The organism is Corallococcus sp. RDP092CA (genome assembly GCF_041903675.1).
Classification (GTDB): Bacteria; Myxococcota; Myxococcia; order Myxococcales; family Myxococcaceae; genus Corallococcus.
Window position 1 is genome coordinate 99,854 of the sequence record NZ_JAYESI010000025.1, and the last position, 13,493, is coordinate 113,346.

The 13,493-nt window shown below is 72.5% G+C and carries 9 protein-coding genes; 5 read left to right on the forward strand and 4 right to left on the reverse strand.

Annotated elements, in window-relative coordinates:
• The first annotated feature begins 14 nt into the window (after nucleotides 1-14).
• On the forward strand, nucleotides 15-1,259 hold the full coding sequence (locus tag U8525_RS24785; RefSeq protein ID WP_374268784.1) for a glycosyltransferase family 4 protein: 1,245 nt from the start codon (nucleotides 15-17) through the stop codon (nucleotides 1,257-1,259).
• 250 nt (nucleotides 1,260-1,509) lie between these two features.
• Here U8525_RS24785 and U8525_RS24790 read toward each other — a convergent pair whose 3' ends face one another.
• The gene (locus U8525_RS24790; protein WP_374268785.1) at nucleotides 1,510-2,646 is read right to left on the reverse strand and encodes a glycosyltransferase family 4 protein; all 1,137 of its coding nucleotides are present in this window, start codon (nucleotides 2,644-2,646) and stop codon (nucleotides 1,510-1,512) included.
• 21 nt (nucleotides 2,647-2,667) lie between these two features.
• The gene (locus U8525_RS24795) at nucleotides 2,668-3,768 is read right to left on the reverse strand and encodes a glycosyltransferase family 4 protein (RefSeq protein WP_374268786.1); all 1,101 of its coding nucleotides are present in this window, start codon (nucleotides 3,766-3,768) and stop codon (nucleotides 2,668-2,670) included.
• Between the two features lie 358 nt (nucleotides 3,769-4,126).
• Here U8525_RS24795 and U8525_RS24800 point away from each other — a divergent pair, with 358 nt between their 5' ends.
• A complete protein-coding gene (locus U8525_RS24800) occupies nucleotides 4,127-6,301 on the forward strand; it encodes a DUF4082 domain-containing protein (RefSeq protein ID WP_374268787.1) in 2,175 nt (724 codons plus the stop codon).
• A gap of 194 nt (nucleotides 6,302-6,495) precedes the next feature.
• Here the strand turns inward: U8525_RS24800 and U8525_RS24805 are convergent, their stop codons facing one another.
• Both U8525_RS24805 and fusA read right to left on the reverse strand, forming a co-directional pair.
• Entirely contained in the window at nucleotides 6,496-7,752 is a 1,257-nt protein-coding gene (locus tag U8525_RS24805; RefSeq protein WP_374268806.1) for an RNA polymerase sigma factor, read from the reverse strand.
• Nucleotides 7,753-7,916: 164 nt separating this feature from the next.
• Complete coding sequence (gene fusA, locus U8525_RS24810) at nucleotides 7,917-10,022, reverse strand: elongation factor G (RefSeq protein ID WP_374268788.1); 2,106 nt, start codon at nucleotides 10,020-10,022, stop codon at nucleotides 7,917-7,919.
• A gap of 517 nt (nucleotides 10,023-10,539) precedes the next feature.
• On the opposite strand from fusA, the gene U8525_RS24815 reads away from it, so the two are divergent.
• The 3 genes from U8525_RS24815 (at nucleotide 10,540) to U8525_RS24825 (ending at nucleotide 13,491) form a co-directional block, all read left to right on the forward strand.
• Nucleotides 10,540-12,042 carry a hypothetical protein gene (locus U8525_RS24815; protein ID WP_374268789.1) on the forward strand — a complete coding sequence of 501 codons (1,503 nt, stop codon included), beginning with the start codon at nucleotides 10,540-10,542 and terminating at the stop codon, nucleotides 12,040-12,042.
• A gap of 103 nt (nucleotides 12,043-12,145) precedes the next feature.
• Complete coding sequence (locus U8525_RS24820) at nucleotides 12,146-13,174, forward strand: prephenate dehydrogenase/arogenate dehydrogenase family protein (RefSeq protein WP_374268790.1); 1,029 nt, start codon at nucleotides 12,146-12,148, stop codon at nucleotides 13,172-13,174.
• Nucleotides 13,171-13,491, forward strand: coding sequence for a hypothetical protein (locus tag U8525_RS24825; RefSeq protein WP_374268791.1), 321 nt, complete (start codon nucleotides 13,171-13,173; stop codon nucleotides 13,489-13,491). Before U8525_RS24820 ends, U8525_RS24825 begins: the two co-directional genes overlap by 4 nt.
• Nucleotides 13,492-13,493 lie beyond the last annotated feature (2 nt).

Consider the following 13,493-nt stretch of genomic DNA (forward strand, 5'->3'; position numbering starts at 1 on the left):
TCTGGTTTCCCACCGTGCGACGCGTCCTCGCCATCCTTCCCTACGTTCCGCTGCCGTCGGATACGGGCGGCACCCTGCGCACGATCGAGCTGGTGCGTGCCCTTGCCTCGCGCTTCGCGCTCGACGTGTTCGCGGTGCACCGGCCGGGCAACGATGCCGAGGGCTTCAAGCGCTGGCTGGGAGAGCTGGGCGTGCCGGCCTCGCGGCTGCACCTGGTGGACCTGCCGCGCGTGGCCCCCCAGGATACGCTGCACAGCGCCCGGGCCTTCCTGCGGGGCACGCCGCTCACCTACCTTCGCTTCGCGCGCCAGGGGCTCCAGGATGTCTTCCAGCGCGTGCTGACGGAGCGCGGTCCCTTCGACATCCTCCACTTCGACCACCTGCACATGGCGCAGCTGCTGCCGCTGGCGCGGAGGCTGAACCCGTCGGCGCACATGGTCATCGACCAGCACAACGTGGAGAGCCAGCTGCTCGCGCGGATGGCCCCGCTGAGCGCGGCGCCGCTGCGCCCCTTGCTGCGCTGGCAGTTCAACCGCGTGGAGCGGCTGGAGCGCGAGTGCGTGTGCCAGGCGGACACCGTGCTGGCCTGCTCGGACGTGGACGCCGAGCAGCTGCGCGCCATGGGGGCGAAGCGGGTGCACGTGGTGCCCAACGGCGTGAAGCTGCCGGACTTCGCGCCGCGCGGGAGCACGGGCGATGACCTGGTCTTCGTGGGCTCCATGGACTGGTGGCCCAACGAGGACGCGGTGCTGCGGCTGGCGCGCGAGGTGTGGCCGCTGGTGTCGTCGGAGCTGTCGGCCGGCAAGCTCATGGTGGTGGGCCGCAGCCCTCCGGCGTCCGTGCGCGCCCTGGAGAACGAGCGGCTGGTGGTGACGGGCTCGGTTCCCTCGGTGGCGCCGTACCTGGCGCGCGCGCTGGCGACGGCCATTCCGCTGCGCGCGGGCAGCGGGACGCGCCTGAAGGTGCTGGAGGCCGCGGCGGCGGGCGTGCCCGTGGTGGCCACGCGCCTCGCGGTGGAGGGGTTGCCGGTGGTGGAGGGGCGGCACGTGCTCCTGGCGGAGTCCGCGGAGGAGTTCGCGGGCGCGCTGCGCCGGCTGCGCAATGATCCGGACCTGTGCAGCAAGCTCGCCCAGAACGCCCGCCTCATGGCGGAGGCCTTCGCGTGGGACGGCATCGGGGCCGGGCTGGGCGAGCTCTACCAGAACGCGCCGGCCATCGCGGCCCACGGGAAGCAGAGCCCCCGAGCGGAAGCAACCTGAGCCTCGCGGCCCGGGCGCGGTGGGCCACCACCGCACGCCCACCGTCGGGCACGGCGCCTCGCGGCCCGGGCGCGGTGGACCACCACCGCAGGCCCCTTGTCGAGCAGCGTGACCTGCTGGGAGTACCTGGAACGACGATGCGCCGGTGACGCTAGACGCTCGCTCACGCTTCCGGATCGGCAGTTGGCTCCCGGGGCCGCAAAATCGGCCTCAGCGACAGACCAGACGCCCAGGAGTCGCGTTCGCTGGGTTAGACAGCCGCGGCGCGCGCTTCGCGCGAGTCCACGAGGGCGGGCAGGTAGAGCGACTCGATGTACCGATTCGCCATCCGCTCCGGCGCGTGGTGGGCCACGACGTACTCCCGCGCCTCCCGCGCCATCCGCGCGCGCCATCCGGGAGCCGCCAGCAGGGCCGCGAGCGCCGAGGCCAGCGTGCCCGCGTCCCCCGGCGGCACCACCAAGCCGCGCCCCGTGCCCAGCACGTAGGGCAGCTCCCCGACGCCAGCGGCCACCAGCGGCCGCCCCAGCGCCATCGCCTCCAGCGCGACCAGCGGCATGCCCTCCCGCAGGGACGGCATCACCACCGCGTCCGCCGCCGCGTACACGCCGCGCACCTCCGAGCGGAACCCGAGGAAGCGCACCGGCAGTCCCCGCGCCTGCGCCTCCAGCGACCCGCGCAGCGGGCCATCACCCACCAGCAGCAGCGTGGGCACCGTGGCGCCAGGCGTCCGGGCCAGCCGGTGCATCGCGTCCAGGAGCACCTGGGGGCCCTTCTCCACCGACAGGCGCCCCACCAGCGTGATGACGGCCCCGTCCGGCGCGAGCCCCAGCGCCTCGCGGGCTTGGACTCGCTCGGCCTCCGTGCACGCCTCCGCGAGCGGCAGCGCGTTGGGGATGTAGACCACCGGCGAGCGGTGGACATACCGGCGCAGGCGCGCGGTCAGCTCGCGCGACACCGCCGCCACCGCGCGGGTGCAGTTGCCCAGCACGCGCGCCAGCCCCTCGTAGGCGATCAGCGCGGGCGTGGCGCCGGTGTCACCATGGTACGTGGCCACCAGCGGCACCCCGGCGAGCGCGCTCGCGGCGGCGCCCAGCGTGAGTGACTTGTAGTCATGCGCGTGCAAGAGCCCCACGCCGCGCCGCTTCATCTCCGAGGCGAGCGTCGCCACGGCCGTCGCGCTGAAGCGGCCGGGGACCTCCAGCGTCAGCGCGTCCAACCCCTGCTCCCGGGCCGCGCCCGACAGCACGTCCACCCGCCCCGGCGCGACGAGGCTGCACACCTGCGCCCGCCAGGGCGACGGCGTCGACGTGGCCAGCGACAGCAACGCCCGCTCCGCGCCATACAGGCCGCAGGTGCTGCGCACATGGAGGAGGGTGGAGTGCGGCAACCGTGGTTCTCCCGTGCCCGCTCACGCCTGGGCGCGAGCCGCGGCACTCCGGTAGAGCCTCGCGTAGGTGTCCACCATCGTGGAGAGCGAGTAGCGCTGCGCCTCGCGCTTCGCGGCCTCGCCCAGCTTGGAGCGCAGCTCCGCGTCGTGGACCAGGCGCTTCACCGCGCTCCCGAGCGCATCCACATCCCCGGACGGCACCAGGAGCGCGGTCTGCCCCTCGCGGTGCACCTCGCGGATGGCCGGGATGGCGTGCGACACGGTGGGCAGCCCCACCGCCATCGCCTCCAGCAGCGACAGCGAGCGGCCCTCGCGGCGCGACGGCTGCACGTAGACATCAAACGCGGGCAGGAGCCTGCTCGCCTCCAGGAGCGCGCCCGTGAAGTGCATCCGCCCGGCCAAGGGCGACGCGGCGGCGCGCGCCCGCAGCGAGGACTCCATGGGGCCGGGGCCGATCATCACCAGGTGGGTGTCCTTCTCGTCCGCGAAGTGGCGCAGGAAGGCGTCCACCAGCAGGTCCGGGCCCTTCTCCTCGGAGAGGCGGCCCAGGTAGCCCACCACCCTGGCGTCCTTCGGCAGGCCCAGGCGCTCACGCGCGGCATGGCGGGCCTCCTCGCCGCTGGCCACCTCCAGCGGCACGCCGTTCTCGATGGTGACGACGTTGGAGCGCAGCCTCGGGCTCCAGCGCTCCAGGCTGGAGCGCACCTCGCTGCCACACGCGACCAGGGACTGGGTGAACATGGCGGCGGCCATGGCGGCGGGGCGCAACTTGCCCCGCGGTTCCACCGTCTGATGGAAGGTGCCCATCACGGGCGTGCGCGGACGCAGCGTCCGGGTGGCGACGGCGTTGAGCCAGGGCCCCACGTCGTGGCCATGGACCACGTCCGCGCCAAAGACATCCACCTCCTGGGCCAGCCGGCGGATGGCCGCGGGCGTCATGCCGGCGAGGCCTCCCAACCAGACCGTGGGGACATTGGCGCGCTGGAGCAGCTCGCGCACAGGACCATCCGGCCCCAGGGCCAGCACCACGGATTCAATGCCCCGATCGCGGCCATGTTGGGACAGCCGGACGACCAGCTGCTCGAGGCCGCCCATCTCCAGGCCGTACATCACATGTGCCACGCGCGTCGGAGGCGTCGTTGGGTGCATTACGTTCGTCATGGACGCGGCCAAGCTAGGCACGTCCCCCTGGCCCGCAACCCCCCGTGGGCGGCCCCCTTCCGGGAGGATGTCCGACAGTGGAAGTTCCCGCGCGAAGCGTGAAGACGCGCTGCTGCGCTGAAGCCATGCCCGCCCGCACAGATGGCGCTGTTTCAATTCCTGGCGGAATTGTCTCGCGCGCCCCGACCTTTTTCCGTCAGCCACGCGAGAATTGCCAGCCATCCATGAAAAACTTGGATTCCATGTTGACAACATGCGAAGCCACCGTCGGGTTTCACAGACAAGGGAGTCCGACGTGCTTCGACATGCATCACGATGGATGACGACCTTCATGCTGGGGTTCGCCTGTGTGCAGACGGGCTGTGCCCCCGCTGAGCCGCCGACGACGCAGTCGCCGGAGGCGGCGTCGGTCTCGCGGCCGCTGCTGGCCGGTGAGCGTTCGCTGCTGGGCACCACCGCGCTCCCGGCCGTGGAGGCCGCGGACGACAGCGGCGCGGTGGAGCTGGGCGTGCGCTTCCGCAGCGACGCGCCCGGGCGGATCATGGGCGTGCGCTTCTACAAGGGCGCCGGCAACACGGGCACGCACACCGGCAGCCTGTGGACGGCGTCCGGCTCCCTGCTGGCCACCGCCACGTTCCAGGACGAGACGGCCTCCGGCTGGCAGGAGGTGCGCTTCGCCTCGCCGGTCACCATCTCCGCCGACACGAGCTACGTCGTCTCGTACCACGCGCCCGCGGGGCGCTACGCCGTGACGGGCAACGGCTTCGCGTCCGCGCTGGACGCGCCGCCCCTGCACGCCGAGGCGGCCAACAATGGCCTCTACCGCTACGGCACCAGCGGCGTCCCCACGGACACGTACAACGCGAGCAACTACTGGGTGGACGTGGCCTTCCAGCCCAACGACACCACGCCCCCGCGCGCGCCCACCCACGTCACCGCCCTGCCCAGCTCGCCCACCGCCATCGATCTGACCTGGTACGCGTCCGTGGACGGCAGTGGCGAGACGCAGGGCAACGCCCGCTGGCACCTGGTGTACCGGGGCGGCCAGCTCATCGCGGAGCTGCCCGGCACCACCACGCGCTTCCGCGACACCGGCCTGGCTCCATCCACCGCGTACACGTACACCGTGCGCGGCCGTGACGCCGCCGGCAACGTGAGCGTGGACTCCCCGGCCGTGACCGCCACCACGCTCTCGAGCGCGGCCTGCGCCCCGTGCAGCCTGTGGGACGCCGTCACGGGCGCCCCCCAGTACGAGAACGCCGACACCACCCCGGCGGAGGTCGGCGTGAAGTTCCGCACGGACGTGGCGGGCACGGTGACGAAGGTCCGCTACTACAAGGGCAGCACCGACAACGGCCCGCACGTGGGCCACCTGTGGAGCGCCACCGGCACGCTGCTGGCCACCACGGAGACGACGCCCGCCGAGACGGGCTTCGGCTGGCGCGAGCTGTCCTTCCCCACGCCGGTGAGCCTGGCCGCGAACACGACCTATGTCGTGTCGTACTTCGCCACGGGCGGGCGCTACGCCATCACCCCGTACTACTTCAACACGGCGGGCGTGGACGTGCCCCCGCTGCACGCGCCCTCCACCGTGGAGGCCGGTGGCAACGGCGTGCGCAACCTCAACGGCAGCGCCTTCCCCACGGAGGCGTGGCTCAACACCAACTTCTGGGTGGACGTGACCTTCGCCCCCTCGGCGCCCGGGAGCCCGTCGACGGTGGACCTGACCGTGCAGCAGGCGTTCCCGGAGGGCGCGGGCGCCAACGGCGACGTGCTCTTCTACGACATCACCGTGACGAACCAGGGCACGGCGACCGCCACCCACGTCACGGTCAACGTCCCGGTCCCCGCCGGCCTGAGCTCCTTCTTCTATTCAGGGACCCCCTCGTCCGGCAGCGGCGGTTACTGCTCGTTCGTCAGCGACCTGGAGTGCGGCACGCCCACCCTGGCGCCGGGCGCGAGCTTCACCATCCAGGTGCAGGCCATCCCCTTCAGCGCGGGGACGTTCACGAGCCAGGCCACCGTCTCCTCCTCGGAGACGGACAGCGTGCCGGGCAACAACACCCACGCGCTGACCATCCCGGTGGGCCCGTCCACCAACCTCGTCACCTTCGACGCGTTCCCCGGTCAGGACGAGACCTTCAACGGCCCGCACGGCCCCATCCACTTCGGCCTCGACCGCTGGTACATCGCGTCGCCCTGGGGCGGGTTCGACACGAAGAGCATCTCGTTCAACGGCGGTGGCCTCACCCAGGCCAGCCTGTCCATCTTCGGTCAGCGGCGCGTCCTGGGCCTGGACGCCTTCACCTGGGACAGCGGCGCCACGCTCACCCTGAGCTGCATCGACCTGCCCACCCTCACCTTCCCGCTGGCCGCGGGCCAGGTGACGCACGTGGTGCCCAGCTGGCAGTCGCCCTGCACGGTCTTCACCGTGACGACGTCCAACGGCTGGGACACGAACTTCGACAACCTGGAGCTGTCGCCGCGCCCCTGAGCGTGTGACCCACGGGAGGGCGGGCATGCTTCACGGATGCCCGCCCCTCCCCACCATGTGGCTCCTCGGCCTGGCTCCGGGCCCAGCCCGAAGTCGAGTCCGCCCACGGCTCCGGCAAGCACAACTACGACTACCGGGTGAAGGGCACCGGCATCACCAACGTCGTCACCTGCCACGACCCGTAGCGAGCGGGGCTACGACGGCCGCTCGGTCTCGCACGCGGCGGCGCGCGCACGCAGCAGGGCCTGCTCCTTCGCGTTGCGCGTGAGCGACGCGGCCCGCTCGAACTCCGCCTGGGCCTCCTTCAGGCGCCCCAGCTTCAGGAGCAGGTCGCCGCGCACGGCGGGCAGCAGGTGGTAGTGCTTGAGCGACGGCTCGGCCACGAGCTGCTCCACGAGCTCCAGCCCCGCCGCGGGGCCAGACGCCATCGACACGGCGACGGCGCGGTTCAGCTCCACCACCGGCGACGGCGTGAGCCGCGCGAGCACCGCGTAGAGCGCCGCGATGCGCTGCCAGTCCGTCTCCTCCGGCGTGCGCGCCCGCGCGTGGCAGGCGGCGATGGCGGCCTGCACCGTGTACGGGCCCGGCGCCCCCGCCTTCTCCGAGCGCTCCAGCGCCGCGAGCCCCCGGCGGATGAGCAGCGGATCCCACAGCGCGCGGTTCTGCTCCAGCAGCAGCACGGGCGCGCCGGACGGTCCCACCCGTGCCCGGGACCGCGACGCCTGGATCTCCATCAGCGCCACCAGCCCGTGCACCTCCGGCTCGCCCGGCGCCAGCTCCGCGAGGATGCGGCCCAGGCGCAGCGCGTCCTGGCAGAGCTCCGGCCGCATCCAGTCATCGCCCGCGGTGGCGGAGTAGCCCTCGTTGAAGATGAGGTAGATGACCTCCAGCACCGACGCGAGCCGCGCGGACAGCTCCTCGCCCCGGGGGACCTCGAAGGGGACGCCCTTCTCCGCCAGCGTGCGCTTGGCCCGGACGATGCGCTGGGCCACCGTGGGCTCCGGCACCAGGAAGGCGCGGGCGATCTCCTCCGTCGTCAGGCCGCCCAACAGCCGCAGCGTGAGCGCCACCCGCGCCTCCGGGGACAGCACCGGGTGGCAGGAGGTGAAGATGAGGCGCAGCAGGTCGTCGCCGACGTCGTCGTCCAGCGCCGCGTCCAGGTCTGGCACCTCCGCCTCCTCCAGCCCGTGCCCCAGCTCCTCGTGCTTGCGCGCGAGCAGCTTGTGACGGCGCAGCTCGTCGATGGCGCGGCGCTTCGCGGTGGCCATGAGCCACGCGCCCGGGTTCTCCGGCACGCCCGTCACCGGCCACTTCTCCAGCGCCACCACCAGCGCGTCCTGCGCCAGCTCCTCCGCCAGCCCCACGTCGCGCACCATGCGCGCAAGCCCGGCGATGAGCCGGGCCGCCTCGATTCTCCACACCGCGTGCACCGCGGCCTGAGCCTTGGACATCGTCACGGCGCGAACTCAATCAAATGCACGCCGAATGAGCGCCCCGGAAATCGACACACGGGCGCGCTTTTCTTCTTCAGGGCACTCCCCCGCCCTTCCAGGCAGGGGAGCGACCGGACACGGCCCCGGGCTCCCCCACCTGGAGGGAGCCCGGGGCCGTCACCTCACGCCCTCGCCTCGGCGCTGGGGGTGCTGACCGCCTCCGGCACCGGCTCGTACGTCCCCAGGCGCATGCTGGCCTGGGCGCGTCCCTGCGTGCGGCCGCGCAGCGCCGTCACGTAGCCGAACAGGCGCGCCATGGGCACCCGCGCGGACACGCTCCGCGCCGGGCCCTTCGCCTCCATCCCCAGCACCCGTCCCCGCCGCGACGCCAGGTCTCCCAGCACGTCGCCCAGGAACTCCTCCGGCGTCACCACCTCCACCTCCATCACCGGCTCCAGCCCCTGCACGCCCACGCGCCGCGCGGCCTCCTGGAGCGCCAGCGAGCCCGCCACCATGAAGGCCTGCGGCGTGCTGTCCTTCACGTGCGTGTCCCCATCCACCAGCCGCACCTCCACGTCCACCAGCGGCACGCCCTCGCGCACGCCGCGCGCCATGGCCCCGGCCACGCCCTTCTCAATCGCGGGCACCAGCTCGCGGGGGATGGCACCGCCCTTCGTGGCGTCCACGAAGACGAGCCCCGCCCCTCGCGGCGCCGGCCCCACGTCCAGCACCACGCGCGCGTACTGCCCGGGCCCGCCGGACTGGCGGACATGGCGGTACTCCTGGCGCACCGAGCCCCGGAGCGTGTCGCGGTACGCCACCTTCGGCTGTCCCACGCGCGCCTCGACGCCGAACTCCGTCCTCAGCCGGTCCACGACCACCTCCAGGTGCAGCTCCCCCATGCCGGACAGCAGCACCTGGCCGCTCTCCGCGTCCACGCCCACGCGCAGCGACGGGTCCTCCGCCGCCAGCCGCTGCAGGCCCTCCTCCAGCTTCGGCAGCTCCGCGGGCGAGCGCGCCTCCACGGCGAGCTGCACCACGGGCTCCATCACGTTCAGCGCCTCCAGCACCACCGGCGCCTCCGGGTCGCACAGCGTGTCGCCCGTGCGCACGCCCTTGAGCCCCAGCGCCGCGCACAGGTCGCCCGCGTGCACCTCCGCCACCTCCTCGCGGCGGTTGGCGTGCATGAACATCAGGCGCCCCACCCGCTCCTTGCGGCCGGTGGCGGGGTTGAGGAGGACGGTGCCCGAGGACAGCGTGCCGGAGTACACCCGCAGGAACACGATGCCCCCCACGGCCCTGTCGCTCATCAGCTTGAACGCCAGCGCCGTGGGCGGCCCCGAGTCCGACGCGGGACGGCGGACGCGCTCGCCGGTGCCCGGCACACAGCCCTCCACGGCGGCCAGGTCCGCGGGCGACGGCAGGTAGTTGACGACCGCATCCAGGAGCATCTGCACCCCCTTCTTCTTGAAGGCCGAGCCGCACAGCACCGGCACCAGCGTCCGCGCGAGGGTGCCCGCGCGCAGCGCGCGCTCCAGGTCCTCCGCGGTGATGTCCTCCACCCGCCCGTCCACGAACTTCTCCAGCACCGCCGCGTCCACGTCCGCGCAGACCTCGATGAGGCGCATGCGGTACGGCCTCACCGCCTCCAGCAGCTCCGGCGGCACTGGCGCGTCGTCCTCGAAGCGGCCGTCGTCGCCCAGGAAGCGCACGAGCCGCATGCGCACCAGGTCCACGAGCCCCTGGAAGTCCGCGCCGTCGCCCACGGGCCACTGCACGGCCACCGGGCGCACGCCCAGCCGGTCCACCAGGGACTGCACGCTCAGGGCGAAGTCCGCGCCCACCTTGTCCATCTTGTTGATGAACGCGATGCGCGGCACCCCATAGCGGTCCGCCTGGCGCCACACCGTCTCCGACTGCGGCTCCACGCCCTGGCTGGCGTCGAAGACCGCCACCGCGCCGTCCAGCACGCGCAGCGAGCGCTCCACCTCGATGGTGAAGTCCACGTGGCCCGGCGTGTCCAGGATGTTGATGCGGTGGGGCACACCCGCCTCCCGTCCGTGCCGGGGCTGCCAGAAGGCCGTCGTCGCCGCGGAGGTGATGGTGATGCCGCGCTTCTTCTCCTGCTCCATCCAGTCCATCTCCGTGGAGCCCGCGTGCACCTCTCCCGTGGCGTGGATGCGGCCGGTGAAGAAGAGGACGCGCTCGGTGAGCGTCGTCTTGCCCGCGTCGATGTGGGCCATGATGCCGATGTTGCGATACCGCTCGATGCGCGTGGTGCGAGGCATGGAAGTCTCCCGTTCCCGTCCGGGCGGCGAGGCCCGCGGGTGTATTGGATTGAGGCGCTGGTTGGACGTGAGGAAGGGGCCGGGGGCGGCCTTCAGGCGCGCACGCGCACCCGGGGCCGGAGCGGCACGTCAGGCCGCCACGGAGAGGCGCGAGGACACACGAAGGCCCTCCCGGAGAGGGGACGGGCGGAGCCGGAGCTCACGGCACGCGGGCAACCAGCCACGGCGCGCGCCGGAGGACTCCGGTCCGCCTGCTCAAATATCGAGCAGGACCTCGTGACGGGGGTCGAGGCGCACGTCCGCCGTCGGCGCGAACGCGCTCAGGACAGGCAGGACCTGGAAGCAGACGGGCCTCATCACAAGACAGGAGTAAGACAGCCGGGAGGCCTTGTCAATCCGACCGCCCCCGCCGCGCTCCGGCCCCGGAAATGAATTCCGAAAGAATATCCGCCCCGCGCGCCGTAGATGTGGCGGCTGGCCACAGAAGCCAGCCCCTGATTCCATCCGAGGGGGACGTATGTCCACGTTTCACAAGAGCTTGCTGACGGCGTCCATGGCGCTCGTCGGCTTGAATGGGTGTGTCTACGGCTTCATCTACGACTCGGCGACGGGCAGCGCCGTGGAGGGCGTGACGGTCTACGTCGCCTCCGGCACCTGCTCCGGCAGCGGGTGTGGCACCGGCCTCCCGACCCAGACGACGGACTCGTCCGGCCTCTTCGTCTTCGACGCGTACGGCAACCACAACGGCGAGGACGACGTCCAGATCATCATGCCGGCGTCCGGCGAGGAGGCGCTGCGGCTCGTCTACTCCCGCGCGGGCTACCGCTCCGTCACCGTCTACCACCGGCCCAAGTACTCGACGATGACGCAGGGCGATAACGAGTACCAGGTCTCCGCCGTGCAGCCTGTCTACCTGTGCGCGCTCAACGCCGTGGACACGGACGGCGACGGCGTCTGCGACGCGGCCGAGAACCAGTACGGCACCAACCCCAACAACTCCGACACGGACGGCGACCGCATCAGCGACTACGCGGAGCTGTATGGCTACGGCGGCGTGGACCTGCGCTACTGGGGCGCGGATCCGCGCAAGAAGGACGTGTTCGTGGAGGTGGACTACTACGCGGACCGCAAGCCCACCCAGGGCGCGCTGGACCGCGTGACGACGGCCTTCGCCAACGCGCCGGTGTCCAACCCCAACGGCACCACGGGCATCGCGCTGCACCTGGTGCTGGACTCGCAGATCGCCGCCGCGGACGCCATCTCCAACCTGGACACGGGCTGGGTGGGCGTCGACGCCATCAAGGCCAAGTACTTCAAGTCGCGCCGGGCGCCCTTCTTCCACTACGCCCTGTTCGCGAACACCTACGGCACGACGACCTCCAGCGGCCTGTCGCGCGGCATCCCCGCGCATGACCTCATCGTGACGCTGGGGGGCTGGTCCACGCCGGGCGGCACGGAGCTCCAGCAGGCCGGCACCCTCATGCACGAGCTGGGGCACAACATCGGCCTGCGGCACGGCGGCAACGACGACGCCAACTACAAGCCCAACTACCTGAGCGTGATGAACTACGAGTACCAGACGGTGGGCCTGCGCATCGACGGCGTGGACAGCGTGCTGGACTACTCGCGCGTCCGCGTCGCCTCCGTCAACGAGGCGTCCGTCAACGAGGTCTCCGCCTTCGCGCCCGTCGCCCCCACCACGGAGGCGGACCTGGCCCACATCGGCGTGCGCATCAACGGCGCGCAGCGCGCCGGCACCGCGAGCGCGAACCTGGACATCAACGGCAACGGCGCCATCCAGACCGCGTCCTTCGCCTACAACTTCAACCGCGACAGCGACAGCACGGACATCTTCCCCGCGTCGCAGCATGACTGGCTGGCCCTGGTGTACGACGGCGCCGGGCAGATCGGCGACGGCTGGCTGGGCACCGCCCAGGGCCTGAGCCGCCAGCAGCCCTTCTTCGTCGTCCCGGAGAAGACGGACTCCTGCCTCACGGAGCAGATGCTCCTCGGCCGGTAGTCCCCGGCCCTCCCGCCTGTGGAGGGTCATCCCCCGCCGGGTCCCTCGCCACGAGGGGCCCGGCGGTCGTCCATCCACCCTCGGCCCGCGTAGACTCCGGCGCATGCCGCATGTCGCCCTCTTGGGATACGGACGTTTTGGACGCGCGCTGGGAGCGCTGCTGGAGGCGGTGGGCGTGGAGCAGCGCGCCCTGGATCCGGTGGCGGACATCCCGGAGCCGCTGCGCGCGTGCTCGATGCCAGAGCTGCTGGAGGGGGCGGAGCTGGTGGTGGTGGCGGTGCCGGTGCCCCAGCTGCGGGACGTGCTGCGCTCGCTGCGGCCCTTCCTCACGCCGGAGCACCTGGTGCTGGACGTGGGCAGCGTGAAGGTGAAGCCCGTGGAGGCGCTGACGGAGGTGCTGGGCGCCGCGGTGCCCTGGGTGGGGACGCATCCGCTCTTCGGCCCCTTGAGCCTGGCCATGGCGGAGCGTCCCATGCGCGTCGTGCTCTGCCCCAACCCGCTGCATCCGGAGGCGGCCCCGCGCGCCCGGCGCTTCTACGAGGGGCTGGGCTGCGAGGTGATCGAGCAGACGCCGGAGGGCCACGACCAGGTGATGGCGCGCACGCACGCGCTCACGTTCTTCGTGGCCAAGGGCATGGTGGACTCGGGCGCGGCGGCGGACGTGCCCTTCGCGCCCGCCAGCTTCCAGGCGCTGTCGCGCACCATCGAGACCGTGCGCGCGGACGCGGGCCACCTCTTCAACGCCATCCAGCAGGAGAACCCCTTCGCCACGCAGGCGCGGGGGCGGCTGCTCGCGGCGCTCCAGGACATCCACCGCGACCTGGAGGCGCTCCCCGCCGCGGCGCAGGCGCCCGAGGCTCCGGGGCTCGCCGCGCCCGGCCTGGAGCCGGGAGCCCAGGCACCTCAGGAGCCGCGCGAGCACCTCGACGCGCTCGACCGGGAGCTGGTGGAGCTGCTCGCCCGCCGCGAGGAGCTGGTCCGCCGCCAGCGCCGCGCCCGGGCCTCCGGGGACGAGCCCGCGCGCACGGAGGCGCTGCTCGCCGTGCGCCGCGCCTGGGCCCGGGAGCGGGACGGGGACGCGCAGCAGGTGGAGGCCGTCTTCCGCGTCGTGCTGGGCGGCGGCCCGCGATGAAGCGGCGCGCCCCTCGCGGGGCGGAGCGCCGGCGCCGGGCCCGGGAGACGCAGGCCCAGCAGCGCGAGGCCGCGGCGGTGAGACACATCCTCGATCACGATGCGCTCCTCGGAGGCACCTATGCGCTGGTGGCCGGCGAGCTCCAGCACTGGACGCGCATGCCCCGCGACGGCGCGCTCGTGCGGGACGCCGTGATGATGGGTGATGGGCTGGCCAGCCGCCTCACCTCCTACCTGAAGCGTCACGGCCGGGCGTTCTCCACCCTGGAAGAGGCGGAGTTCGCGCTGTCCGGTGAGCCCAGCGGCGTGCTGGACTGAGC

Coding starts and splice junctions, on each gene's coding strand:
- U8525_RS24800 (WP_374268787.1), top strand. CDS start 4,127: ATGACGACCTTCATGCTGGGGTTCGCCTGTGTGCAGACGGGCTGTGCC.
- U8525_RS24815 (WP_374268789.1), top strand. CDS start 10,540: ATGTCCACGTTTCACAAGAGCTTGCTGACGGCGTCCATGGCGCTCGTC.
- U8525_RS24805 (WP_374268806.1), bottom strand. CDS start 7,752: ATGTCCAAGGCTCAGGCCGCGGTGCACGCGGTGTGGAGAATCGAGGCG.
- U8525_RS24820 (WP_374268790.1), top strand. CDS start 12,146: ATGCCGCATGTCGCCCTCTTGGGATACGGACGTTTTGGACGCGCGCTG.
- U8525_RS24825 (WP_374268791.1), top strand. CDS start 13,171: ATGAAGCGGCGCGCCCCTCGCGGGGCGGAGCGCCGGCGCCGGGCCCGG.
- fusA (WP_374268788.1), bottom strand. CDS start 10,022: ATGCCTCGCACCACGCGCATCGAGCGGTATCGCAACATCGGCATCATG.